General features: G+C 72.0%; 25 protein-coding genes. 15 read left to right on the forward strand and 10 right to left on the reverse strand.

Features of this window, described 5'->3' with window-relative positions; all coding sequences use genetic code 11:
* Window positions 1-16: 16 nt before the first annotated feature.
* On the reverse strand, window positions 17-589 hold the full coding sequence (locus tag DSM104299_RS26835) for a TetR/AcrR family transcriptional regulator (protein ID WP_272474742.1): 573 nt from the start codon (window positions 587-589) through the stop codon (window positions 17-19).
* A 61-nt stretch (window positions 590-650) separates the two neighbouring features.
* On the opposite strand from DSM104299_RS26835, the gene DSM104299_RS26840 reads away from it, so the two are divergent.
* The 3 genes from DSM104299_RS26840 to DSM104299_RS26850 all read left to right on the forward strand — a co-directional run bounded on the left by DSM104299_RS26840 (window position 651) and on the right by DSM104299_RS26850 (window position 3,042).
* Window positions 651-1,121 (forward strand): nuclear transport factor 2 family protein, encoded by a 471-nt coding sequence (locus DSM104299_RS26840; RefSeq protein ID WP_272474743.1) that lies wholly within the window; start codon window positions 651-653, stop codon window positions 1,119-1,121.
* Window positions 1,122-1,451: 330 nt separating this feature from the next.
* Window positions 1,452-2,675: an iron uptake transporter deferrochelatase/peroxidase subunit gene (efeB, locus tag DSM104299_RS26845; protein ID WP_272474744.1), complete on the forward strand. Its 1,224-nt coding sequence runs from the start codon at window positions 1,452-1,454 to the stop codon at window positions 2,673-2,675.
* 13 nt (window positions 2,676-2,688) lie between these two features.
* Window positions 2,689-3,042 (forward strand): hypothetical protein, encoded by a 354-nt coding sequence (locus DSM104299_RS26850; RefSeq protein ID WP_272474745.1) that lies wholly within the window; start codon window positions 2,689-2,691, stop codon window positions 3,040-3,042.
* Window positions 3,043-3,054: 12 nt separating this feature from the next.
* On the opposite strand, the gene DSM104299_RS26855 is transcribed toward DSM104299_RS26850, so the two are convergent.
* The 4 genes from DSM104299_RS26855 to DSM104299_RS26870 form a co-directional block, all read right to left on the reverse strand.
* Window positions 3,055-4,566, reverse strand: coding sequence for a sugar transferase (locus DSM104299_RS26855; protein WP_272474746.1), 1,512 nt, complete (start codon window positions 4,564-4,566; stop codon window positions 3,055-3,057).
* A 99-nt stretch (window positions 4,567-4,665) separates the two neighbouring features.
* Window positions 4,666-5,613, reverse strand: a complete 948-nt coding sequence (locus DSM104299_RS26860) for a UDP-glucuronic acid decarboxylase family protein (RefSeq protein ID WP_272474747.1) — start codon at window positions 5,611-5,613, stop codon at window positions 4,666-4,668.
* Between the two features lie 35 nt (window positions 5,614-5,648).
* Window positions 5,649-7,322, reverse strand: a complete 1,674-nt coding sequence (locus DSM104299_RS26865) for a bifunctional metallophosphatase/5'-nucleotidase (protein WP_272474748.1) — start codon at window positions 7,320-7,322, stop codon at window positions 5,649-5,651.
* Window positions 7,323-7,392: 70 nt separating this feature from the next.
* On the reverse strand, window positions 7,393-8,544 hold the full coding sequence (locus DSM104299_RS26870; RefSeq protein WP_272474749.1) for a molybdenum cofactor biosynthesis protein MoaE: 1,152 nt from the start codon (window positions 8,542-8,544) through the stop codon (window positions 7,393-7,395).
* Window positions 8,545-8,566: 22 nt separating this feature from the next.
* Between DSM104299_RS26870 and DSM104299_RS26875 the strand changes: the two genes are divergently transcribed.
* Genes DSM104299_RS26875 through DSM104299_RS26885 form a run of 3 tightly spaced genes read left to right on the forward strand, consistent with a single transcriptional unit; the run spans window position 8,567 to window position 10,857 of the window.
* Window positions 8,567-8,701, forward strand: a complete 135-nt coding sequence (locus DSM104299_RS26875; protein WP_272474750.1) for a hypothetical protein — start codon at window positions 8,567-8,569, stop codon at window positions 8,699-8,701.
* Between the two features lie 57 nt (window positions 8,702-8,758).
* A complete protein-coding gene (locus tag DSM104299_RS26880) occupies window positions 8,759-10,378 on the forward strand; it encodes an acyl-CoA mutase large subunit family protein (RefSeq protein ID WP_272474751.1) in 1,620 nt (539 codons plus the stop codon).
* Window positions 10,378-10,857: a DUF2269 family protein gene (locus DSM104299_RS26885; RefSeq protein WP_272474752.1), complete on the forward strand. Its 480-nt coding sequence runs from the start codon at window positions 10,378-10,380 to the stop codon at window positions 10,855-10,857. The genes DSM104299_RS26880 and DSM104299_RS26885 overlap by 1 nt, the downstream gene beginning before the upstream one ends.
* Before the next feature lie 33 nt (window positions 10,858-10,890).
* Here the strand turns inward: DSM104299_RS26885 and DSM104299_RS26890 are convergent, their stop codons facing one another.
* Genes DSM104299_RS26890 through DSM104299_RS26900 form a run of 3 tightly spaced genes read right to left on the reverse strand, consistent with a single transcriptional unit; the run spans window position 10,891 to window position 13,372 of the window.
* Entirely contained in the window at window positions 10,891-11,886 is a 996-nt protein-coding gene (locus tag DSM104299_RS26890; RefSeq protein WP_272474753.1) for a multicopper oxidase domain-containing protein, read from the reverse strand.
* A complete protein-coding gene (locus DSM104299_RS26895) occupies window positions 11,883-12,287 on the reverse strand; it encodes a cupredoxin domain-containing protein (protein ID WP_272474754.1) in 405 nt (134 codons plus the stop codon). Before DSM104299_RS26895 ends, DSM104299_RS26890 begins: the two co-directional genes overlap by 4 nt.
* Window positions 12,284-13,372, reverse strand: coding sequence for a plastocyanin/azurin family copper-binding protein (locus DSM104299_RS26900; RefSeq protein WP_272474755.1), 1,089 nt, complete (start codon window positions 13,370-13,372; stop codon window positions 12,284-12,286). Before DSM104299_RS26900 ends, DSM104299_RS26895 begins: the two co-directional genes overlap by 4 nt.
* 238 nt (window positions 13,373-13,610) lie before the next feature.
* Between DSM104299_RS26900 and DSM104299_RS26905 the strand changes: the two genes are divergently transcribed.
* On the forward strand, window positions 13,611-14,369 hold the full coding sequence (locus tag DSM104299_RS26905) for a hypothetical protein (protein WP_272474756.1): 759 nt from the start codon (window positions 13,611-13,613) through the stop codon (window positions 14,367-14,369).
* Here the strand turns inward: DSM104299_RS26905 and DSM104299_RS26910 are convergent.
* Window positions 14,356-15,903: an FAD-dependent monooxygenase gene (locus DSM104299_RS26910; protein WP_349294603.1), complete on the reverse strand. Its 1,548-nt coding sequence runs from the start codon at window positions 15,901-15,903 to the stop codon at window positions 14,356-14,358. The two genes, DSM104299_RS26905 and DSM104299_RS26910, sit on opposite strands and share 14 nt — an antisense overlap.
* A gap of 219 nt (window positions 15,904-16,122) precedes the next feature.
* Between DSM104299_RS26910 and DSM104299_RS26915 the strand changes: the two genes are divergently transcribed.
* The 5 genes from DSM104299_RS26915 to DSM104299_RS26935 all read left to right on the forward strand — a co-directional run bounded on the left by DSM104299_RS26915 (window position 16,123) and on the right by DSM104299_RS26935 (window position 22,030).
* Entirely contained in the window at window positions 16,123-17,694 is a 1,572-nt protein-coding gene (locus DSM104299_RS26915; RefSeq protein ID WP_272474758.1) for an acyl-CoA carboxylase subunit beta, read from the forward strand.
* Between the two features lie 54 nt (window positions 17,695-17,748).
* Window positions 17,749-18,966: an FAD-dependent oxidoreductase gene (locus DSM104299_RS26920; RefSeq protein WP_272474759.1), complete on the forward strand. Its 1,218-nt coding sequence runs from the start codon at window positions 17,749-17,751 to the stop codon at window positions 18,964-18,966.
* On the forward strand, window positions 18,963-19,826 hold the full coding sequence (locus DSM104299_RS26925; protein WP_272474760.1) for an alpha/beta fold hydrolase: 864 nt from the start codon (window positions 18,963-18,965) through the stop codon (window positions 19,824-19,826). Before DSM104299_RS26920 ends, DSM104299_RS26925 begins: the two co-directional genes overlap by 4 nt.
* Window positions 19,827-20,063: 237 nt before the next feature.
* Complete coding sequence (locus tag DSM104299_RS26930; protein WP_272474761.1) at window positions 20,064-20,360, forward strand: NIPSNAP family protein; 297 nt, start codon at window positions 20,064-20,066, stop codon at window positions 20,358-20,360.
* A 50-nt stretch (window positions 20,361-20,410) separates the two neighbouring features.
* Complete coding sequence (locus DSM104299_RS26935; RefSeq protein ID WP_272474762.1) at window positions 20,411-22,030, forward strand: alkaline phosphatase D family protein; 1,620 nt, start codon at window positions 20,411-20,413, stop codon at window positions 22,028-22,030.
* 66 nt (window positions 22,031-22,096) lie between these two features.
* On the opposite strand, the gene DSM104299_RS26940 is transcribed toward DSM104299_RS26935, so the two are convergent.
* Window positions 22,097-23,044, reverse strand: a complete 948-nt coding sequence (locus DSM104299_RS26940; protein WP_272474763.1) for an ornithine cyclodeaminase family protein — start codon at window positions 23,042-23,044, stop codon at window positions 22,097-22,099.
* A gap of 29 nt (window positions 23,045-23,073) precedes the next feature.
* Here DSM104299_RS26940 and DSM104299_RS26945 point away from each other — a divergent pair, with 29 nt between their 5' ends.
* The 3 genes from DSM104299_RS26945 (at window position 23,074) to DSM104299_RS26955 (ending at window position 24,229) form a co-directional block, all read left to right on the forward strand.
* Window positions 23,074-23,541, forward strand: coding sequence for an FCD domain-containing protein (locus DSM104299_RS26945; RefSeq protein WP_272474764.1), 468 nt, complete (start codon window positions 23,074-23,076; stop codon window positions 23,539-23,541).
* 11 nt (window positions 23,542-23,552) lie between these two features.
* Window positions 23,553-23,780, forward strand: a complete 228-nt coding sequence (locus DSM104299_RS26950; RefSeq protein ID WP_272474765.1) for a hypothetical protein — start codon at window positions 23,553-23,555, stop codon at window positions 23,778-23,780.
* Window positions 23,781-23,887: 107 nt separating this feature from the next.
* Entirely contained in the window at window positions 23,888-24,229 is a 342-nt protein-coding gene (locus DSM104299_RS26955; protein ID WP_272474766.1) for a YciI family protein, read from the forward strand.
* Window position 24,230 lies beyond the last annotated feature (1 nt).

Genomic DNA, 24,230 nt, shown 5'->3' on the forward strand with positions numbered 1-24,230 from the left:
TCACGACGCTAGCCGGTCAGGCCAGCGCCGCCTCCAGCTCGCGCGCCACGGTGGCGCCGGCGATGCGCAGCGGTGCGGCGTCGCGCCAGGACTGGGACAGGACGAAGGCGCCCTCCAGAGCGGCGATGAACGTGATCGCGATCTCGCGCGCGCGGGCGTCGGGCAGGCCCGCCGCGGCGAACCGCGGCGCGAGGCCGTCGATCCAGGAGGTGAACACCTCGGCCGTCGCCTGGCGCAGCGGCTCGGAGGTGTTGGCCACCTCCAGCGCGACGGTCGCGATCGGGCAGCCAGCGGTCCAGTTGCTCTCGACGAGGTTGTCCGCGGCGCCGTCGAAGAACATCCGGACGCCGGTGACGACGTCGGGTGCCGCGTCGAAGATCAAGGGCCCCAACTTGCCGTACTCGGCGCCGCCGTAGCGGATGACCTCCTCGCCGAGCTGCTCCTTGCCGCCGGGAAAGTGGTGGTAGAGCGAGCCGAAGGGCGCCTGCGCGACGGCCACGATCTCCTTGACGCCGGTCCCGGCGTAGCCCTTGTGGCGCACGAGCTCGGCGCCGGCCTCGACGATGCGCTGACGAGTGGGGGTCGACATCGGGCCCGATGATAGCTAGCGTCCTCGTTAGAGCGATCTACCTAATCGGAGCCGCGAACCCATGAAACGCCCTCTCCTCCTCCTCACCTTCGCCACCCTCGCCCGGCCGCTGTACGCCGCGGCGGTGCGCGCCATGCTGCGCCGCAACGTCACCGCGCTGATGGCCGGCAACCCCGGGCCGCTCGTGGCGATGTACGCCGACGACGCCACGCTCGAGTTCCCCGGCGAGCACTCGTGGGGGCCGGTCTACCGCGGCCGCGCGGAGATCGAGGGCTTCCTGAACCGGTTCCTCGCCGCCGGCCTGCGCGGCGAGATCACCGACGTCTTCGTCGCCGGACCGCCGTGGGCGACGCGGATCGCGGTGCTCTTCGACGACTGGGCCCGCGACGCGGCCGGGACCAAGGTGTATGAGAACCGCTCGGTGATCGTGCTCACCACCCGGCTCGGCAGGGTCGTCCGCGAGCGCGTCTACGAGGACACCCAGAAGGTCGCCGCGTTCGACGAGCACCTGCTGGCCGTCGCCGCCTACTAGCGCGTCAACGGTGTTCCGGTGTCCGCAGAGGACACCTAGGCACCGTTGACGCGGTTGGTGGCCCGGGCCGCGAGCCGGGCAGCGAGGAGGGGTTGGCGGCGCCATCGGCGCCGACCGCGACGAGCGGGGCGCGTGAGACGAGCCCGCCCCGATCCCGGGCTCGCGCCCGGCGCGCCCCGTGACGTCCCGCCGGCGCACGAGGTCGGCTGCCCGGCGTAGCGGGGCGTGAGCGCCGGCGGCCACGCTGGCGCGCGCCGCGGCCGAGGGCGATCGCGCTGCCGGCGCCGAGCGGGACGCGCGGAGCGGGTAGCATGTTCGGTCACCCTAACTATGGCTCTCACTCGACGTGCACTCATCACCTCCGGCAGCGCGGCAGCGGCGGTCGCGGCTGCGGCCGGCGTCGGCTTCGCCGCGGGGCAGGAGGGTGATGGGGATGGCAGCCCGACCGGCGCCACGCACATCGTCCCGTTCCACGGAGAGCATCAGGCCGGCATCGCCACGCCGGCGCAGGATCGCCTGCATTTCGCGGCGTTCGACGTCGAGCCCGGCGTCAAGGGCAGCGACGTCCGCGACCTGATGAAGCAGTGGACCGAGGCGGCCGCGACGATGGCCGGCGGGCAGCCGATCGGCGCCGGGCCGGCAGGCGCGCAGCTCGCGCCCCCGGACGACACCGGCGAGGCGATGGACCTCACGCCCGCCAACCTGACGGTCACGTTCGGCTTCGGCCCGGCGCTGTTCGACGAGCGCTTCGGCCTGGAGCGCCATCGGCCCGCGGCCCTGACGCCGCTGCCCGACCTCCCCGGCGACGAGCTCGACCAGGACCGCAGCGGCGGCGACCTCTGCGTCCAGGCCTGCGCCAACGATCCGCAGGTCGCGTTCCACGCCGTGCGCAACCTCGCGCGGCTCGGCCGCGGCCTCGTCACCGTGCGCTGGTCCCAGCTCGGCTTCGGGCGCACGTCGACCACCTCGCGCGCGCAGGCGACGCCGCGCAACCTGATGGGCTTCAAGGACGGCACCGCGAACATCAAGCTCGAGGACACCGCCGACATGGCCCAGCACGTCTGGGTCGGCGGCAAGCCCGGCGAGCCCGACTGGCTGACCGGCGGCTCCTACCTCGTCGCGCGCCGGATCCGGATGCTGATCGAGGTCTGGGACCGCGCGTCGCTCAAGGACCAGGAGCAGACGATCGGCCGCACGAAGGTCCTCGGCGCGCCGCTCGGCGGCACCGACGAGTTCCAGACGCTGAAGCCGGCGACGCTCCCGACCGACAGCCACGTCCGCCTCGCCCACCCCGACACGAACCAGGGCGTCAAGATCCTGCGCCGCGGCTACTCCTTCACCGACGGCCTGGAGCGCCTCGGCCAGCTCGACGCCGGCCTGTTCTTCCTCGCCTTCATGCGCGAGCCGTCCGCGTTCGTCGCGCTCCAGAACCACCTCGGCGCCAACGACGCGCTCAACGAGTACATCAAGCACGTCGGCTCCGGCCTCTGGGCGGTCCCTCCTGGGGTCCGGCCGGGCGGCTACGTGGGTGACGCACTGCTGAGCAGGGTGTAGCTTCGGTCGGGCGATGCTCTTCGAGCAGCCGCCCAGCCCGCCGCCGCCCGGACCCCCGCCGCTCGCCTTCCGCAGTGCGACGCTCGATCGCGCGGCCCACACCGTCGACGTCGAGCTGATGGCGTCCGCCCAGATCAGCGCGAGCGTCGTCGTCGCCCGGCACGGCGTCCGGCTCGGCCACGGCTCGGGCGCGATGGACCGCGGCGGCACCGTGATCTCGGTGAAGATCGGACCCAAGGGCATCAAGCCGCTGCGCAAGGGCCTGCACGTCGACGTCCTGATCTACTGGGGCGCCGGCTCCCCGCTGCGCGCCCACCCCGCGCTGAAGCTCGCGCCGCCCGACCCCGACGGCCCGCTGGCGAGCTAATCGCTCAGGGCGCTAGAACGCGCCGCGGCGCGAGAACACCGCGGGGACCGTCTTGACCAGGATCGTCAGATCCAGGAAGACCGACCAGCGCTCCAGGTACAGGAAGTCCAGGCGCACCAGGTCGTCGAAGTCCAGGTCCGAGCGCCCCGAGACCTGCCACAGCCCCGTGATGCCCGGCAGCACGAGGTAGCGCTTCTTGTGCCACTCCTCGAGCCGGTCGAAGTCGCGCTGCGGCAGCGGGCGCGGCCCGACCAGCGACATGTCCCCGCGCAGCACGTTGAACAGCTGCGGCAGCTCGTCCAGCGAGATCGGCCGGATCATCCGGCCCACCTTCGTCACGCGCGGGTCGTGGCGCATCTTGAACAGCGCGCCCGACGCCTCGTTCTGGGTCTCGAGCTCGGCCTGGCGCCGGTCGGCGTCGTGGTACATCGTCCGGAACTTCAGGCACGCGAACGGCACGCCGCCGATCCCGGGCCGCCACGACTTGTAGAAGACAGGCCCGCGCGAGGTGAACCGCACGGCCGCGGCGGCGACGATCAGCACCGGGCTGAGCACGAGCAGCAGCGCCGTGGCAACCGTCACGTCGAACGTGCGCTTGAGCGCGAAGTCGATGCCGTCGAAGACCGGCGGCTTGAGCTCGAACAGCGGCACCGACTGGCCGGGCACGAACTCGGCGCGGTGGATCAGGATCTCCATCGTCGACGGCGCGATCCGCACCACGACCCCGCGCTGGTGGCAGGTGTCGACGAGCTCGACCGCCTTCTGCTGCGGGAACGCCGGGTCGGCGATGATGACCTCGTCGACGCGCTGGGCGCCGACGATGTCGCCGATCTCGTCCAGCGTCCCGAGCGACCGCAGGCCGTTGTCGGGCCGCGGCGTCAGCGAGATGAACCCGACGACGGAGACCGGCGAATGCCCGCCCGAGGCCGACAGCGCGTGCGCGACCGCCTCGATCTGCTCGCCGGTCCCGACCAGGATCGCCCGCCGCTGGTAGCCCGCGGTGCGCAGCAGCCAGCCCGTCACCTGCTCGTAGGCGTAGCGCGCGGTCGAGACGTAGGCGACGCCGAAGAACAGCGTGCCGTAGAAGATGTAGTAGCTGGAGAAGTCCTCGCCGTTGACGACGGCGAAGATCAGCGCCACGAGCGTCGTCTGGAACAGCGACGCGACGATCCGCGTCAGCCCGGGGCGCTGCGCGCGCTCGGCGTACAGCCCCGAGCGCGCGAACAGCAGCGACGCGACCAGGAACGCGAACGGCACGTAGTCCTTGGCCTGCTCCCACGAGACGCTCGGGTCCCAGGCGTCGCGCGCAGCGGCCTTGAGGCACAGCGCGGTGAAGATCGCGCCGACGATCGCTGCGAGGTCCAGCGCGAGCAGCGAGATGACCCGCGCGCCCCGCCTGACCGTCGACCAGCGCAGCAGGAAGCTGAGGAACGGCGGCCGCTTGGCGCGCATGTCCCGCTCGGGCATGGGGAGATCCAGCGGCTCCAGCTCGACCCTCCCGTGCGCGGGGCTGACATCTGGCATCTCGCGTTCCTCAACGGGCGAGGGTGGCAGATGTCTCGGGTTCGTCATGCGAGATGCGTTTCAGCGCCGCGGGCCAGGAGGCCCGCCAGCCCCTAGACGCTACCGCGCGGCGCCGACGAGCATGTCGACGCCCGACTCGTCGAGCGTCCGCTGCAGGCCGTCGCGCAGCTGCACGGTGGGCTCCCAGCCCAGGACTTCCTTGGCCAGGTCGATGTTCGGCTGGCGGATCTTCGGGTCGTCGGTGGGCAGCGCCTCGTAGACGATCTCCGAGCTCGAGCCGGTGATGTCGATGACGGCCTCGGCCAGCTCCAGGAGCGTGAACTCGTTGGGGTTGCCGACGTTGACGGGGTCGTGGTAGCCGGACTCGGCGAGCTTGATCATGCCCGCGATCAGGTCGTCGACGTAGGTGAACGACCGGGTCTGCGAGCCGTCGCCGAAGACCGTGATCGGCTTGCCGGTGAGCGCCTGGCGCATGAACGTCGGGATCGCGCGGCCGTCGTTGGGGCGCATGCGCGGGCCGTAGGTGTTGAAGATGCGGATGATCGCCGTGTCCACGCCCTGCTGGCGGTGGTAGGCCATCGTCAGCGCCTCGGCGTAGCGCTTGGCCTCGTCGTAGACGCCGCGCGGGCCGATCGGGTTGACGTGGCCCCAGTAGCTCTCGGGCTGCGGGTGGACCTGCGGGTCGCCGTAGACCTCGGAGGTCGACGCGATCAGGAAGCGGGCGCGGTGCGCCTTGGCGAGGCCGAGCGAGTGGTGCGTGCCGTGCGAGCCGACCTTCAGCGTCTGCAGCGGCAGGCGCAGGTAGTCGATCGGCGAGGCCGGCGACGCGAGGTGGTAGACGAAGTCGATCTGCTCGTCGACGAAGTACGGCTCCACGATGTCCTTGTGCAGGAGCGTGAACTCAGGCACGCGGATGTGCTCGATGTTGGTCAGCGAGCCGGTCTCGAGGTTGTCCACGCAGATGACGCGGTTGCCCCGACGCAGCAGCTCGTCGCACAGGTGCGAGCCGAGGAAGCCGGCGCCGCCGGTGACCAGACAGGTAGCCATGGGCCAGAGCGTAGCCAGATCGCGGTGCGTCCGACCTAGCCGCCCGTCCGGGTGATGCGCTGTTCGGTCGAGGGGTTCGGGATCGGGAACGGCTGCGGCAGCGACTCCACGTAGTGCTCGAACGCGTCGATGTCGGTGCCCAGCGACGTCACGCCCGTGCCCTGCTCGAAGACCGTGAAGCCGTCGCCGCCGGTGGCCAGGAAGCTGTTGGCCGCCACGGAGTAGGACGCCGCGGGGTCCAGCGCGGTGCCGTCGGCGAGCGTGAGCGCCGTGACGCGGTCTCCGTCGGCCCGCGAGCGGTCGTAGGTCTCCTTGATGCCGGAGATCTGGAGGACCTTGTCGCCGGCGGCCTGGAACTGCTGCTCGAGGATCGCCTTGATCTGCGCGCCGGTGAGGGTCATCTTCACGAGGCCGTTGTCGAACGGCTGGACCGCGAACAGGTCGCCGAACGTCAGCTGGCCCGCCTTGAGGTCGGCGCGGATCCCGCCCGGGTTCATCAGCGCGAGCTGCGAGCCGGCCTCGTGGGCCTGGGCGTCGGCGATCAGGTCGCCGAGGGCGCTCTCGCCGGCGGCGTTCTGCGTCCGCGTCGCCTCGGCGGCCGACGTGCCGACCTGACGCGACGAGACGGGCGCGATGCGGTCCTTGAACGTCTGGACGAGCGTGGCGAGGTCGCTCTGCGGCGTCACGTCCTTGTCGTAGGTCGTGACGACGTCGGCCTTGGACGCGGTGACGTCGCGCGTCCTGCGGTTCACGGTCAGCGTGACCTTGTCGAACGCGGTGCCGTACTTGTAGGCCTGGACGACCAGCGCGTTGTTGACCTTGGTGTTCAGGAAGCTGTGCGTGTGGCCGGCGACGACGAGGTCGACGTCCGGGTCCATCTGCGCGGTCTCGTCGAGGATCTCGCCGGCGACGGGCTTGCCCGGATCCTGGAAGCCGCCCGCGTGGGCGAGCACGACGATCGTGTGGACGCCGAGCCGGTGCAGGACCCTGACCTGCTTGTTGACGGCGTCGCTGATGTCGCCGAACGTGAACGGCGCGACCGCGTCGGGGACGACGATGCCCGGCGTCTCGGTCGTGGTGACGCCGATGATGCCGACCGGGATGCCCTCGCGGCGGACGATCGTGAACGGCGGCAGGACGTAGCGGCCGGAGTCCGCATAGGTGACGTTGGCCGAGACGTAGGGGTAGTCGGCACCCGGGAAGTTCGGGTCGGAGGTGTCGACGCCGTCCTTGAACTGCTTGCCGTCGTCGCGGTGGCCGCCCTTGATCAGGCGCAGCATCTCGGTCCCGCCCTCGTCGAACTCGTGGTTGCCGAGCGTGCCGGCGTCGAGGTGCATGAGGTTGGTCGCCTCGATCGTCGGCTCGTCGTGGAACCAGGACGAGATCAGCGGCGAGGCGCCGACCGTGTCGCCCGCGTGGACGGCGATCGTCCCCTTCGGGTTGGCGGCCTTGGCCTGCGCGAGGTAGGTGCCGAGGTAGGAGACGCCGCCGGCGGCCGCGCCGGAGACGAGCGTCGGCTCGAGGTTGCCGTGGAGGTCGTTGATGCCGAGGACCTGGAGGTCGACGGTCTTCGGCGGCTTCGGCGGGTGGTGGCCGTGCCCGTGGTGGCCGTGGTGGCCATGGCCGTGGGGACCGCCGTTGGCGTCGGCGACCGCGGGCGCGGCGGCGAGGACGAGAGCGGCGGCGAGGGCGAGCAGGATCCGGGGCACGCGCCACACATTCCCTTGTTGGCGCGCCTGCGCGTGACCAACGGGTGAAGATGTCCGGATTCGGACGCGCTTACGCTGCGAAGTCGACGTGCACGTGGCGCCCGCGCTCCAGCAGCACGACGCGGCCGGCCTCGCGCAGCGCGAAGAGCGCGGCGCGCTCGGCGGGCGAGAGCTCGGCGTCGCGCGGCGGCTGGTGGCGCGCCGCGACGTAGCGCCGCTCCAGCGCGAGCGCCTCGGCGTCCAGCGGCGGCGGCGCGATCGAGGCGTCGGCGGACGGCGTCAGGCCGCGTTCCAGCGCGACGAGGCGGACCAGCGCGTCGTTGGTCGCCCCGTGGCGCTGGGCGTCGGGGTCGAGGACCGTCGCCTCGCCGAGCAGCTCGTCGTCGCCGAGGCGGCGCAGCTCGACGGTCGCGTTGCGCGCGAGCGCCGGCAGCGGCTCCTCGCAGCGCAGCTGGTGGAAGCGGCCGCCGAGCCAGCCGACGCGCGCGACCGCCTCGGCGGCGCCGTGGACGACGAGGACGCGCGCGCCGTGCTCCAGGCGCGCGTCGACGGCGACGTCGAGGACCGGGCCGCGCGGCGCGGCGGGCTCCTCCTCGGCGGGCGCGACGGCGGGCGCCGGCGGCACCGTCCCTTCCACCCACGCGCCCTCCTCGCGCTTCCAGATCGGCGCCTCGGCCTTGATCCGGTCGATGATCTCCCGCGCGCCGGCGAAGGCCTCGGGCCGGTGCGGCGCGCTGGCGGCGACCAGCACCGACGCCTCGCCCAGCGGCACGCGGCCGTAGCGGTGGTCGGCGGCTGCGGCGCACAGGCCGTGGCGCGCGACCGCCTCGGCGACGATCGCGTCGATCTTCGCCGCGGCCATCTCGGCGTAGGCCTCGTAGTCCAGGAACTCCACGTCGCGCGTGGTCCCGCTGAAGGTGACGACCGCGCCGGCGCGGGGATCGGCGACCCGCGCCGCGACCGCGTCGAGCGACAGCGGCCCGTCGAGCACCGCGCCGCCGCTGACGGGCGGGACGACCGCCAGCTCGTCGCCGGCGTTCAACACCATGTCGACATCGGCGTACTCGCGGTTGACGGCCAGCACGAGCGACACGCCCGGGGCGAGGTGCTGGACCTGGGCCAGCGCGTCGGCCACGCGGGCGCCGTCGGGGAGGTCGAGCTCCAGCTCGTCCCGACCCGCGCGCTCCCGCAACCCCGCGAACAGCCTGACGCTGACCTTCACGCCCGGAACAGTAGGGAGCCGCGTGCGCGATCGGCGGCCGGCCGGCCGCCCGCGGCGTAAGGGTGTTCGCCCGACGGTCCGGGTCTACGTCCCCTTCGGCGCGTCCTGGCTGCGCTACTTCCTGCGCCGCCGCGCCGAGGCGCAGGGCACCGGCTGACCGCCCGACCGTCGGGCACGCACCCAATCGGGCTATCGCGTCCCTAATCTTCAGGCCATGGCGACGACTCCTGCAGAGGAGCGCTTGACGGTCGCGCCCATCGTGGGCCCCGACGACCCCCGGCGCTTCACCGACTCCGGCATCGAGATCAAGCAGCTCTACACCGCTGACGACCTCCCCGACAAGCTGGAGCTCGGCGAGCCGGGCGAGTTCCCCTACATCCGCGGCCCGCACCGCGAGATGTACCGCAAGCAGTTCTGGACGATGCGCCAGTACGCGGGCTACGCGAGCGCCAAGGAGTCCAACGAGCGCTACCGCTACCTGCTCAGTAAGGGCGGCACCGGGCTGTCGATGGCCTTCGACCTCCCGACGCAGCTCGGCCTGGACTCCGACAACCCGCGCTGCCTCGGCGAGGTCGGCCGCACCGGCGTCGCGATCGACACGATCGACGACATGCGCACGGCCTTCGACGGCATCCCGCTGGACCAGGTCTCGACGTCGATGACGATCAACGCGCCCGCCGCGTGCCTGATGCTGCTCTACGAGCTGGTCGGCGAGGAGCAGGGCGTCCCGTCCCAGCAGCTGCGCGGCACCACGCAGAACGACGTGCTCAAGGAGTACATCGCGCGCGGCAACTACATCTACCCGCCCGTGCCGACGATGCGGCTCACGACCGACCTGTTCGCCTACTGCAAGGAGAACATCCCGAAGTGGAACACGGTGTCCATCTCGGGCTACCACTTCCGCGAGAAGGGCTGCTCCGCCGTCCAGGAGGTCGCGTTCACGCTGTCGAGCGGCATCGCCTACGTGCAGGCCGCGGTCGACGCGGGCCTGGCGGTCGACGACTTCGCCCCGCGCCTGGCGTTCTTCTTCAACGGCCACAACAACGTCTTCCAGGAGGTCGCGAAGTTCCGCGCCGCCCGGCGGATGTGGGCGCACATCATGCGCGACCGCTTCGGGGCCAAGAACCCCAAGTCGATGATGCTCCGCTTCCACACGCAGACCGGCGGCGTGACGCTGACCGCCCAGCAGCCGGAGAACAACATCGCGCGCGTCGCGCTGCAGGGCTTCGCGGCCGTGGCCGGCGGGACGCAGTCGCTGCACACCAACGGCTACGACGAGGCGCTGGCGCTCCCGACCGAGCGCGCGGCCAAGATCGCGGTCCGCACGCAGCAGATCATCGCCCACGAGTCGGGCGCCACCGACACCGTCGACCCGTTCGCCGGGTCCTACTTCGTCGAGGCGCTGACCGAGGAGATCGAGTCGCGCGCCCAGGAGCTGATCGCCAAGGTCGACGAGCTCGGCGGCTCGGTCAACGCGATCGAGTTCATCACCGGCGAGATCGACGAGTCGGCGTGGGGCTACCAGGAGCGCTACCGCCTCGGCCAGGACATCGTCGTCGGCGTCAACAAGTACGAAGAGGACGAGATCGAGGTCCCGGACCTCCTGCGCGTCGACCCGGAGTCCGAGAACCAGCAGGTCGGACGCCTCAAGGCGTTCAAGGAGAACCGCGACCAGGCGGTCGTCGACGCCCGCCTCGAGGAGCTGCGCGGCGCCGCCCGCGGCACCGACAACCTGCTGCCCGCCATCAAGGACGCGCTGCGCGACCGCGCGTCGCTCGGCGAGGTCTGCGGCGCGATGCAGGACGTCTTCGGCAAGTACCAGCCCACGTTCTGATGACGATCCCCATGCCGCTCGCGCTCACGTTCTACGGCGTCGTCCTGTCCGTCCACATCATGGCGGTCGTGGTCGCGTTCGGCGCCCTCTTCGCCTACCCGGTGGTGCTGCCGTGGGCGCGCTCCGCCCACCCCGAGGCGCTGCCGATCCTGCACGCCGCGACGTCCCGCCTGCTCAAGGTCGTGGTGCAGCCGGCGATGGTGCTCGTGCTGCTCTGCGGCATCTACCTGGCCAGCGACGCCGACGTCTGGTCGGAGTCGTGGGTCAGCGTCCCGCTGGTCATCCTGCTCGTCGTCGGTGGGATCCTCGGCGCGTTCAGCGCGCCGAAGGAGCGCGAGCTGGCGCAGCTGGTGGCCGGCGGTGACGAGCCGAGCGCCGCGTACGACGACCTGGCCCGCCGCGTCGTGATCGCGGCGTACGCCAACTGCGCGCTCGTCCTGATCGCGATCTTCTTCATGACGGCCAGGCCGGGGGCCTAGCGCCCCGGTCCAAGCGGTCAGCGACCCAGAGCGTCAGGGCGAGACGTCGTAGAAGCCGAGCATGCCCTGCTCCATGTGGCTCATGACGTGGCAGTGGTAGAGCCAGCGGCCCGGCGCGTCCTCGCGGTAGCGGACCCGGATGCCCTGCGAGGGCGAGAGGTCCGGCGCGTCGGAGAAGGCGCCGGCGGCGTCCTTCCAGCGGTGGCCGTGGATGTGGAAGGTGTGGAGCTCGTTGCCGAGCGTCAGGACGTTCCACGCGACGTCCTGGCCGACGCGCGCCGCCGGCGACGGCGTGTTGCCCGCGTAGGCGCGCCCGTTGATCGCGCTGAACGCCTTGCGCGCCTTGATGTCGGTGGGCATGTACATGTGGAAGTAGATCGTGTGCTCGACGTCGGGCACCGGCTCTTCGCGCGGCCGGACGACGATCGCGCCGAACAGCCCCAGGTTGGTGGACATCATCTCCATCGGACCGTGGTCGTGGTACGGCCACACGCCGATCGCGTCGTCGCGCACGTCCCACTCGTAGGTCCACGTCTGCCCGACCCCGACCGCGCCCGACGGCCGCGTCGAGCGCCCCATGTATGTCCCGTCGTGGTCGGGCGTGTAGCCGACCCCGTGCGGATGCATGGTGTGGGGCATGTTGTACTTCTTGTCCTCGTTGCGGAAGTGGACCCGCAGCGTGTCGCCGGGGTAGCCGCGCAGGACCGGGCCCGGGATGCCGACGTTGTCGCCGACGCCGACCGGTGGGAGCGGCTGCTCCCAGTTCGGCGTGCAGGCCACGTAGGCCAGCGCGTCGTAGGTGATGTTCTTGACCTTCTTGTCCTTCCACGCGTCGAGGCCGGTCGGGACGATCTTCCAGCGCACGTTGCGCGCCGCCACCCAGTACTCGCGGACGGTCGGGCCGGCGCCGGGCGCCTGCGCGGCGTGGGCCTGGGCCTGGCCGGCGGCGCGCGTCACGCCGCCGCCCGCCGCGATCGCCACCGACCCCGTGCCCAGCCGGCACAGCAGGTCGCGGCGCGAGAGGCTCACTTCGGCACCCTCTTGACGACCAACGTCATCGTCATGTCCTCCTCGTGCTGGGTGCAGTACAGCTTGTAGGTGCCGGCCTTCTTGAAGGTCTGCGAGAACTGGCCGGCGGCCTGCGTCGGCGAGTTGAACTCGGTCGGACCCGAGTCGACATAGACGTCGTGCAGCGCCAGCCCGGTGGCGTGCCAGACCCACTTGACCTTGTCGCCGACGTGGATCGTCAGCTTGGTCGGGTCGTAGAAGTCGGACTCCACGCCGACCTCGCGCGTCTTGCCCGCGGCCTGGTGGTGCGGCTTCTTCTTGGTGTGCGCGGGCGCCGCCGGCGAGATCGCCGGCAGCGCCACCGCCGCGCCGACCGCCATCACGGCGGCGAGCGCGGCGCCCCTGCGAGCACGGTGCGTCATGACGTGGCGGTGATCTTCCCGACCATGAACGGGTGGATGGCGCAGAAGTACGAGTAGGTGCCGGCCTTGCTGAACGACACGGTGAACTTCTGCGGGAACGGCGTCGCCGAGCTGCCGTCCAGGACACCGGAGTTCAGGAACCCGTCGCCGTGGTTGGTCCCGTCGTAGCTGACGGCGGTCCCAGGCGCCTCGCTCGGGTACGCCCACTTCGGCGAGAACGCGAACGTCGGCGGGTTGCCGGCGCCCAGCGGCGCGAGCAGCTCCTTCTCGGCGGTCTTGCCGGCGGCCTTGACGTTCTTGGCGAACGTGAACGTGTGGTCCTCGGTCGTGCCCGGGGTCATCGTCAGCGTGACCGGCGTGTTGACCTTCGTCTTCAGCGTGCCGGGCGAGAAACGGAAGAGGATCGGGCCCGATGTCGAGTCCGGGCCGGCCACGACCGTGTTGGCCGCCTTGGTCTTCTGCTTGTCGAGCTTCTTGAGCGTCGTCAGCGCGCTGTCGAGCTGGGTCTTGACGCGCGCGGCGTCGGACTTGGCGCTCGGCACCGACTTGCTCTTGGCGACGACGGTCACCTTCCCCTTCATGCCCGGGTGCAGCTGGCAGAAGTAGGTGTAAGTGCCCGCCTTCGGGAACGTGACCACGTACGGCTTGGGCTTGGCCGACAGCGGGAGGCCGGACCCGAACTCGGTCGCGCCCGTGTAGGCCTCGCCGCTGCGGGTGCCCAGGGCGATGACCGACGGCAGCACCGGCGTGCCCTGGCCGTTGAACCAGAACGGCGCGCCCGCGGCATCGTTGACGCCGGTCGCCGGCTTGGTCGCGTCCGGCACGGCTAGCGGCGACGGGGCCGAGCCCTTCTTCGGGATGTTGATGAGGTGGAAGCCGGCGATCTTCCAAGAGACGGAGTCGCCCGTGTGGATCGTCACCGCCTTCGGGAAGAACGAGTTGATGTCGCCGTCCTTGGGGACGCCGGCCGGGGCCTTCTTGATGGGCGGACCCGCGAAGACGGACTTGGTGGCCGCGGAGGCAGCGCCTGGAACGGCGAGGCTGCAGAGCGCGGCCGCGAACGCGACCTTGGAGCTGCGGTGCACGACGACTCCCGATGTGGTGGTGGCAGGGCTGTGTGGACCGGACGTTCAGCTCCCGCGCTGAGTGCCGCGCGATCAACGTATCCGGGGTGTGAAGCCTGCGTGAAGGGGGTTGTCCGTACATCAGGGGGTTGCCCAGGCAACCCTGGACGTTCGGGTAGCCGCACCCGGCGCGGGCGAACGCTTGCAGCGCGTTCGGGGGTGCAGGGATCGCCGTCGCGCGAGGCGAACTCCAGTCCCGATGTCCGAGCCCCGAGCACAGCGCACCCTCGTCAAGAGCCCGCCCGAGCTGTGGGCCGAGATCAGCGACGTCAGCACCCTGGCGCGCCACCTCGGCGAGTTCGGCGAGATCCGCATCACCCGGCTGGAGGCCGAGACCACCGTCGTCTGGGAGGGCGACCGCGCACGCGGCACGGTGGAGCTCGAAGCCTCTGGGTGGGGCACGAAGGTGACGATCACGGCCGCAGCGATCGTGGAGGAGGCCAAGCCATCGGCGGACGAGACGCCGGCGGCGGAGGCGGAGCCCGTGGTCGAGGCGGAGCCCGTGGCGGAGGCGGAGCCCGTGGTCGAGGCGGAGCCCGTGGTCGAGGCGGAGGCCGAGGTCGTCGCGGAGGCCGAGGTCGTCGCGGAGGCCGAGGAGCCGGCCGTCGGGGAGACGCCGGTCGCCGAGGCCCCGCCGCGCCGGCGCGGGCTCTTCGCGCGGCTGTTCGGGCGCAGGGTCGAGCCGGATGCGCCCACCGTCGAGGAGCCGGAGCCGGAGCGCGAGTTGCCCGTCGCCGAGGTCGTCGAGCCCGAGGTCGTCGAGCCCGAGGTCGTCGAGCCCGAGGTCGTCGAGCCCGAGATCGTCGAACCCGAGCCCGAGCCCGTCGAGGAGCCCGTCCTCGACGGCGAGATCGTCGCGACGGCGCCGGCGTTCGACGACGAGCGGGTCGAGGCGGTGCTGGTCGGGATCCTCGACGACCTCGGCTCCGCGCACCACCGCCCGTTCAGCCGCGGCTGACGGGCACCTTCAGCGGCGCGCCGAACCAGCCGGAGAGCGCGGCGCGCAGCGTGCCCGCGGCCGCCTCGGCGGGCTCGTCGAGAGCCGCGGCCCACGCGACGTGGCCGTCTGGACGGATCAGGAGCGCGTCGGCCGGCCGCTGATCGGTCTCTGCGGCGCAGACGTCGACGCGCGGCGCCCAGCCGTCGGCGACCTCGCGGAGGTCCGCGCGGTCGGCGAGGTCCAGGAGGACGGGCCGCGCGCCGTGCATCAGGTCCGCCACGCTGGTCGCGCCCTCGTCGGTGCGCAGGCCGAGGTCGGGCGCGAAGCTGCCGGTCAGCGCGTGGTGGTCGGGGCCGGGCGGCGGGTAGCGGATGTCGGTGCCGCCGATCAGCGCGCCGATCCGGCGCAGCGGCTGCTCATCGGCGAACAGCTCCTGGAAGAGCTCGCGCAGGGCCTGCGCGGCCGGGTCCTCTCCACGTCGCAGCGCCACCTGGGCGCGGGTGTGCAGCAGCGTCCGCTCGCCGGCGCGGTGGCGTTCGTCGTGGTAGGTGTCCACCAGCCCGGGCGGGGCCCAGCCCTCGACGTCGGCCGCCAGCTTCCAGGCGAGGTTGACCGCGTCGAGCATGCCGGCGTTGAGGGCCACGCCGGTGGCGGGGAACAGGTGGGCGGCATCGCCCGCCACCAGGATCCGCCCCGCGCGGTACCGCTCGGCGTGCCGGGCGTGGAAGGTGAAGCGCGACAGCCGCCGCGCCTCCCCGAGCGGGAGCTCCACGCCGAGCACGCGGCGGATGCTGTCCTGGAGCTCGTCCAACGTCATCGGCTCGTCGTCGTCGTACTCGGTCAGCTCGTCCTCGGTGGTGAAGACCATCACCGCCTCGGGGTCGGGCGACCCGAGCGCGAACACGCCGCGGTCGGTGCGCGTGAAGCCCGCGGGGATCGTGCCCACCCCGGGGACGTCGAGGCCGCCGCCGTCGAGCAGCGTCACCGCATCGGGGAGCGCGACCTGGCCGAGCCGGTTGACCTCCGGATAGGTGGTGCCGGGGAACGCGATGCCGGCCAGGTCGCGGACCCGGCTGTGCGGGCCGTCGCAGCCGACGAGGTAGCGGGCGGTCACCCGGTACGGCCCGTCCGGACCGCGCACGTCCGCGGTCACCGTGTCGTCGTCCTGGCGCACGCCGACCACCTCGTGCCCGCGGCGGACGTCGGCGCCGAGCTCGCCGGCGCGCTCGCCGAGCAGGCGCTCGAGCAGCGGTTGCGGGAGCACCATCGCCCGCAGCGGGGGATCGGCCAGGTGGGTGAAGTCCACGTGCACGCCGCCGAACGGGAAGCGCGGCGCCGGATGGGGATCGGTGCTGGCCTCCTCCAAGCGCCCCAGCAGGCCGCGGTAGCGCAGCAGCTCCAGGATCTGCCCACCGAGGCCGCCGGCCTTCGGGATCTCCCGCGGCTCCGGCTGGCGCTCCAGCACCAGCGCCCGCACGCCGGCCAGGCGCAGCTCACCGGCCAGCATCAGCCCGGTCGGGCCGGCCCCCACGACGATCACATCGACCTCCATCACCGACAACCCCTGCATTTCGCGACTTCCCATCTCGTAGCTCCGACGTTCGGCCGGCGATTATGGGGCACACCCCGGGGCTTGTTTCAAGCCCCCCTGTGCGCTATAAAGTGGAAGAGGGGAGGAGTCGGTAGTGCTCCTTTCCGGCTGGGCATCGACCGCTCCGCCGGAGGCGCGGAGCGCCCGGCGGCGCTCGCGAACTAGAGTTCGGCGCCGCCCATGACCCAGCGCCAGCACAACCCCGAGACCTTCGACGAGAAGCTCGCGCAGCTGAACGAGCTGCGGGAGGCCGCGATGCACTCCTCGCCCGAGGCGGAGGAGAAGCAGCACGCTCGCGGCAAGATGACCGCCCGCGAGCGGATCGAGAAGCTGCTCGATCCCGGCTCGTTCCAGGAGCTCGACACGTTCGTGCGCCACCGCACGATCGACTTCGACATGCAGAAGACGCGTCCCTGGGGCGACGCGGTCGTGACCGGCCACGGCACGATCGACGGCCGCCGGGTCTGCGTCTTCAGCCAGGACTTCACGGTCTTCGGCGGCTCGCTCGGCGAGGTCATGGCCGAGAAGATGTGCAAGATCATGGACCTGGCGGCCAAGATCGGCTGCCCGGTGATCGGCATCAACGACTCCGGCGGCGCCCGCATCCAGGAGGGCGTCGTCTCGCTGGGCGCCTACGGCGACGTCTTCACGCGCAACGTGAAGTGCTCGGGCGTCATCCCGCAGATCTCGCTGATCATGGGCCCATGCGCGGGCGGCGCGGTGTACTCGCCGGCGATCACCGACTTCATCTTCATGGTGAAGGAGTCGTCGCACATGTTCATCACCGGCCCCGACGTCATCAAGACGGTCACGGGCGAGGAGGTGGACTTCGAGTCGCTCGGCGGCGCGATGACCCACAACTCCAAGTCGGGCGTCGCGCACCTCGCGGCCGACGACGAGGACCAGCTCATCGAGGACACGCGGTACCTGATGTCCTTCCTGCCGCAGAACAACCTCGAGACGCCGCCGCGCATCGCGCCGAGCGACGACCCGACCCGGCAGGACGAGGAGCTCAACACCGTCGTCCCCGACAACCCCAACAAGCCGTATGACATGCGCAACGTCATCCGGCTGGTCGTCGACGACGGCGAGTTCTTCGAGATCCACGAGCACTTCGCCAAGAACATCGTCTGCGGCTTCGCCCGCCTGGACGGCTTCGCGGTCGGCGTCGTCGGCAACCAGCCGGCGCACATGGCCGGCGTCCTCGACATCGACGCGTCGGCCAAGGCCGCCCGCTTCGTCCGCACCTGCGACGCCTACAACATCCCGATCGTGACGTTCACCGACGTCCCGGGCTTCCTGCCCGGCACGTCGCAGGAGTGGGGCGGCATCATCCGCCACGGCGCCAAGCTGCTGTACGCCTACACCGAGGCGACGGTCCCGAAGATCACCGTCATCACCCGCAAGGCCTACGGCGGCGCCTACGACGTCATGGCGTCCAAGCACCTGCTCGCCGACTTCAACTTCGCCTGGCCGCAGGCCGAGGTCGCGGTCATGGGCCCGGAGGGCGCGGTGAACATCATCTACCGCCGCGACCTCGCCTCCTCGCCCACGCCCGACGAGCGCCGCAAGAAGCTCATGGACGACTACAAGGCGCGCTTCGCGAACCCGTACTCGGCGGCCGAGCGCGGCTACATCGACGACGTGATCCTGCCGCACGAGACGCGCCCGAAGCTCATCAACGCGCTCCACACGCTCCAGACCAAGCGCGAGCCGGGCCCGAAGCGCAAGCACGGCAACATCCCGCTCTAAGCCGTACAACGGCAGACGGTTGCGCGACGCTACCCACCGCGGTAGCGTCGCCCCATGCCGGACACCACCGACGTCGTCATCGCCGGCGGCAGCGTCGCCGGCTGCGCCCTGGCCGTGCTGCTCGGCCGCCAGGGCGTCCGGGTCACGGTGCTCGAGAAGAGCCCGAAGCCCGAGCACTACAAGGTCGTCTGCACGCACTTCATCCAGGCGGGCGCGACGCCCGTCCTGCGCCGGCTCGGGATCGCCGAGACGATGGAGCGCGCCGGCGCGGTGCGCAACGGCCTGGAGGTCTTCACCCCGGGCGGCGGCTGGTACGTCATGCCCGACGACGAGCACGGCTACAGCCTGCGGCGCGAGAAGCTCGACCCGATGCTGCGCGAGCTCGCCGCACGCACGCCCGACGTGCAGGTGCGCCAGGGCGTGACGGTCACCGACCTCGTGCGCGACGACGCCGGCCGGCCCGCCGGGCTGCGCGGGCGCACCGCGGCGGGCGACGCCGTCGCGGTCGACGCGCGCGTCATCGTCGGCGCCGACGGCCGCGGCTCGACGATCGCCGCGCTCGCCGGCGTCCCCGGCCGCGTGCTGCCGCACAACCGCTTCGGCTACATGGCCTACTACGCCGACCTGGAGCTGGAGGCCGGCGGCACGCGCGCGCCGATGTGGCTCGTGGGCCGCGACGTCTTCTACTGCTTCCCCAACGACGACGGGCTCACGGTCGCCGCGGTGTTCCTGCACAAGGACCGGCTCCCGGAGTTCAAGCGCGACAAGGAGGCGGCGTTCGTGGCCGCGTTCGACGGTCTGGACCGCGGGCCGGACCTGCGCTCCGCCACGCGCGTCTCGCCGCTGATCGGCAAGCTCGACGTGCCCAACGTCCGGCGCCCCGCGGCGCGCCCGGGCGTCGCGTTCGTCGGCGACGCCGCCCAGGCGTCTGACCCCGTCTGGGGCGTCGGCGTCGGCTTCGCGCTGCAGTCCGCCGAGTGGCTGGCCGACGAGCTCGCCGGCGCGTTCTGCGCCGGCGTCGACCCGGATCCGGCGCTGGAGCGCTACCGCCGGACCCACCGCCGCCGGCTGGCGCTCCATCACCTGCAGATGGCGGACTTCGCCACCGGCCGGGAGCTCAACCCGCTGGAGCGCACGATGCACCGCGCCGCGGCGCGCGACCCCCGGACGGCCAAGGTGATGGCCAAGGTCGCCGCGCGCAGCGAGCCGCTGGAGCGGGCCCTGCGCCCGCGCGACGTCGCCCGCGCCGCCGTGGTGGCGATGGCCCGATGAGCGGCCTCGCGGCCGGAACCGGCGCCCCCACGCGCACGGGCGAGGTCGTGGTCGGCGGCGTCCGCTCGCCGATCATCGAGGCCGGACCGGCCACCGCGACCGAGGCGATCGTCTTCGTCCACGGCAACCCCGGCGTCGCGGAGGACTGGCTGGCGCTGCTCGCCCCGGCCGGCGCGTTCGCCCGCGCGGTCGCGATCACGATGCCCGGCTACGGCGCCGCCGACAAGCCGCGCGACCTGCCCTACACCGTGCCCGGCTACGCGCGGCACCTCGCCGGCGCGCTGGCGCAGTTGAACATCGACAAGGTCCACCTCGTCCTGCACGACTTCGGCGGTCCGTGGGGCCTGCAGTGGGCGGCCGACCACCCGGAGGCGCACGCCTCCACCACGCTGATCAACACCGGCGTGATCCTGCGCGAGGGCTGGCACGCGCTGGCCAAGGTCTGGCGCACGCCGGTGCTCGGCGAGCTGTTCTTCCTGACCTCGACGCGCGGCGGCATGCGCCAGTTCATGAAGCGCACCAACCCGAGGTCGTTCCCGGCGCCCTACGGCGACCACCTCTTCGACCTCTACCAGGACAAGGGCACGCGGCGCGCGGTGCTGCAGCTGTACCGCAACACGCCGATCGCGCCGCACGTCGCCGCGATCGCACCGCGGCTGCGCGAGCACCAGCGGCCGACGCTGGTCGTGTGGGGCGCCAAGGACCCGTACCTGAAGGTCCGCCTGGCCGAGCGCCAGCGCGAGGTCTTCCGCGACGCGCGCGTGACGCTGCTGCCGGAGTCCGGGCACTGGCCGCTGGCCGACGATCCGGACGGCGTGACGGCGGCCGTGCTGCCGTTCCTGCGCGAGCAGGCCGCGTAGCCCGCCGCCGCGCTGGACATGCTTGTCGCCCGTGGGCGACCTGCAGATCGTCATCGCCGCGCTGTTCGCCTCGGCCGCCGGGCTGAACGCGCTCGCCAACGGGCTGAACGTCCCGATCCCGCCTCCCGCCGTTGTTGTAGGCCTCGACGTTCTTCGCGGACCTGCGCGTGCTGCGCGTCGAGCGCGAGATCGACCTGGAGGAGTCGCGCCTCGAGGTGTAGGCGTAGGCTGCCGCGGATGCTCGTCCAGGTGCGCACGTACACGATCAAGCCCGGCGCGATGGAGGAGTTCGTCGCGCTGTGGCGCGACCACATCGTCCCGGCGCGTCGCGCGCACGGCTTCGCGGTGCTCGGCGCCTGGAACGACCCCGAGGACGGCACGTTCGTCTGGGCCGTCGGCCACGCGGCGCCGGACGGGTGGGGGCCGGCGGAGCAGGCCTACTACGACAGCCCCGAGCGCCAGGGCCTCCCGCGCAACCCGGCCGACCTGATGGCCGGCGCGCACACGAAGGTCCTGCACCCCGTCGCGTACTGAGGCGAGCAGAACTTCACACGCGCCCCATCATCCGGATGTAGGTTCGCGCCATGCAGACCCGCCGTCAGTTCGTCATGCGCGCCGGTGGCGCCGCCGCCACCGTCCTGGTCCCGACGTCGCTCGCCACGTCGCTGGCCGCGGCCAAGCCGTTCGCGGGCGGCCGCTTCCCCGACGGCGTGGTCGCCGGGGACCCGACGCCCAAGGGCGTGAGCCTGTGGACGCGCTTCGACCCGAGCGGCAGCGGCGGCACGGGGACGATCGAGCTCGAGGTCGCCAGCGACAAGTCCTTCCGCCACGTCGTCGCGCGCAAGTCCATCAAGACGGGCTCGGCGTCCAACCACGCGGTCAAGGCGCGCGTGGGCGGCCTCAAGGCGCACGAGGAGTACTTCTACCGCTTCGCGTCCAAGGGCGCCGACAGCGCGGTCGGCCGCTTCCGGACGGCGCTGCCCGCCGACTCCAACGAGACGGTCAAGTTCGCGTTCTTCTCCTGCCAGGACTACACGCACGGCTACTACAACGCGCTCGACGCGATGGCCGATGGCGACTACGACTTCGTCGTCTGCCTCGGCGACTACATCTACGCCGAGGCCTATCACTCGGTCAAGGGCGGGACGGGCGTGCGCGACGACAAGATCGGCCGCGAGAACCCGACCAACCCGGACATCGTCCGCGAGGCCGTCACGCTCGCCGACTACCGGGCCAAGTACCAGCTCTACCGCACCGACCCGCTGCTGCGAGCGGTCCACAGCAAGTTCCCCATGGTGATGCTGTGGGACGACCACGAGGTCCAGGACAACTACGCGGGCAAGCCGGCCGACGGCGGCCTGCCCGCCGGCAAGCACTTCAGCCAGGCGCGCAAGAAGGCGGCGCGCCAGGCGTTCTTCGAGTCGATGCCGGCGTTCCCAGGTGGGACCAGGTTGTACCGGAAGCTCTCGTTCGGCAAGAACGTCGACCTGTTCATCATGGACCAGCGCACCTACCGCGACAACCAGCCGTGCGACGACGCGGTCGTCGCGCCGTGCGCGGACTACGACCAGCCGCGCGACTTCCTCGGCCGCCCGCAGATGAACTGGGTCAAGGGCGGGCTCAGCGCGTCGAAGGCCAAGTGGAAGGTCATGGCCAACGAGGTCACGATCATGCCGACGCGCGTGCTCGGCGGCGCGAACTACACGTATGACAACTGGGAGGGCTACCCGCAGGAGCGCGAGGAGCTGCTCACCCACATCCGCGACAACAAGATCGACGACGTGGTGTTCGTCACCGGCGACATCCACACGTTCATCGCCGGCGACGTCCGGACGGGCGACGGCGCGACCGGCGACACCGTGGCCACCGAGCTGGTCGGCGGCTCGATCACCTCCCAGTCGCTGGGCGAGACCGACCTGGACGCCGGCGGCGGGACCAAGATCAAGGGCAACGACAAGAACCCCGAGACGTCGCCCGCCCTGATCGACGCGCTGCGCGGCATCAACCCGCAGGTCGACAACGCCGACTTCGACCACCACGGCTTCGGCGCCGTGACCGCGTCGCCGAGCGGCTTCACCTGCGAGCTGGTCCGCATGGACACCATCAAGAAGAAGTCCACCAAGAAGCTGCCGTCGAAGGACTGGACCTACCACGTGGCCCCGGGCTCGCCGTCGATCAAGGGCCAGCACGGCCCCGCGCAGTGACTCGCGCAGAGCGCTCGCATCGCGGGCGCGAGCTCGCCGGGGGCTCCCTCGCGCGGCTGCGGTCGACTAGAGGCTGACGCTCTGCGCGTCGACGCGTCCCGCGCGCCAGGCCTCGACCGCCGCGGCGGCGATGGCGAGGTCCTGGATCGCCAGGCCGGTGGAGTCGAAGAGCGTCACGGCCTCCGGGCCCGGACGGCCCGGCGCCTCGCCGGCCAGGACCGCGCCGAGGTCGGTGACGCGATCACGGGTGACCAGGCCCTCCTCGACCGCCCCGGTCAGCTCGCCGCCGTGCGACGCCTGCGCCCACTCGTCGCAGAACAGCGCGCACGACGCGACCGCGCCGATCGTCGCCTCCGCCTTGCCCGGGCCGTCGGCCCCGAGCATGTTGAAGTGCTGGCCGGGGTGGAGGTCGCCGGCGTCGACGACGATGTCGGCGCCCGGCGTCACGCAGCAGACGACCGCGGCGTCCAGCGCCTCCTCGCGCGTGCCGGCCTTCCACCCCAACTCGCTCGCCAGCGCCTCGGCGGCCTCCGGGCGCGGGTCGAAGCAGACGCCGGGGCCGTAGCCGTCGGCGGCCAGGCAGCGGGCGGCCCAGGCGCCGTGCAGGCCGCAGCCGACGATGCCGACGCTCGCGGCGTCCTCGCGCGCCAGCGCCCGCGCCGCGACCGGCGCGACGGCGCCCGTGCGCAGCGCGGTCACCGACCGCGCGTCGAGCATCGCGATCGGCTCGCTCGTCGTCGCGTCGGAGACGAGCAGGACGCCCATCACCGTCGGCAGGTCGCGCGCCGGGTTGCCGGGGAACGAGGAGATCCACTTCAGGATCGCCAGCCCGTCGCCGAGCGCCGGCATCGCGCGGAAGTCGCCGTGCGGCGGGTCCTCGAGGTAGACCTTGGCCGGCATCAGCCACTCGCCGCGCCGGTGGCGCAGGAACGCCTCGCGCGTGCGGTCGATCGCCGCCCGCGGCGAGACCGCGGCGAGCACGGCGTCATGGTCCAGGACGGCGACTTGCGGCATGCGAGGGAAGACTAGTGTTGCGCCGAGCGATGACCTCCGAGCCGCTGCCCTTCGACCTCAAGCTCGCCCGCGAGGCGTTCGCGACCACCGGCGGCCTGCATGCCGCCGCCACCCGCCGTGCCGCCGGCCAGCTCTCCGCGCCGGACTACGACCAGCTCCGCGCGCACGACGCCGCCTACGTCACCGCGCTCGCCGAGGGCCGGGTCCAGGACGCGATCCTCGCCGACGACGCGTTCCACCGGGTCTTCCTCGACGTGGCCGACGACCCCGACCTGAAGGTCTCGGTCGACCTGATGCTCCCGCGCCTGCGGCGCATGGACCTCTGGCTGTTCACGCGCAAGTCCTTCGACCCCGGCCAGAACACGCACCCGGAGACGATCGCCGCGCTCGAGGCCGGCGACGTCGACACCGCCGTCCGGCTGGTCGAGGAGTCCTACGCCCACGCCGGCGAGGCGCTGGCGGCCGCCGTGGAGCGCGGGGCCGGCGCGTCCGACTAGAGTTCGCCGTGATGCCGAACCGCCGCCCCCAGTTGGAGATCGTCGCGCCGTCGGCCTCCCCGGAGGAGGCCGCGGCCGTGGTCGCCGCGCTCGAGCAGTTCCTGCGCGACCACGCCCCGGTGATCGTCGCCGAGCCGCCCCGCGCGAACCCCTGGCAGCGCGCCGCGCTGCTGGAGGGCACGGGCCGCGAGCCCGACGGGCCGTCCCCCTGGGGCGACCCGGTTCCCTGGGGCGCCTGAGCGTCTGCGCGCCAACTCGGCGCGCAACGGTCGAATCCTCCGTCCCGGACCGTCGACCATGCGAACGGCCGGAACCGCCGGCCGACGCGATATCACGGAGGCACGCCATGCAGTACATGTTGCTCATCTACGTCCCGTCCGACGGCAGCGAGCGCGCGGAGCCCAGCGCGTGGTTCGAGTACTCGCAGGCGCTGCAGGAGGCCGGCGTCATGGTCGCCGGCGACGGGCTGCAGCCCGGGGACACCGCGTCGACCGTCCGGGTGCGCGACGGCGAGACGCTCGTCACCGACGGCCCGTTCGCCGAGACCAAGGAGCTGCTCGGCGGCTACTACGTGGTCGAGGTCGACGACCTCGACGCCGCGCTGGCGTGGGCCGCGAAGATGCCGAACATCGCGTTCGGGTCGGTCGAGGTGCGCCCGGTGATGGTGTACGACACCGCCCAGGCCTGAC

Origin of the sequence: Baekduia alba (assembly GCF_028416635.1) — a bacterium.
GTDB lineage: Bacteria > Actinomycetota > Thermoleophilia > Solirubrobacterales > Solirubrobacteraceae > Baekduia > Baekduia alba.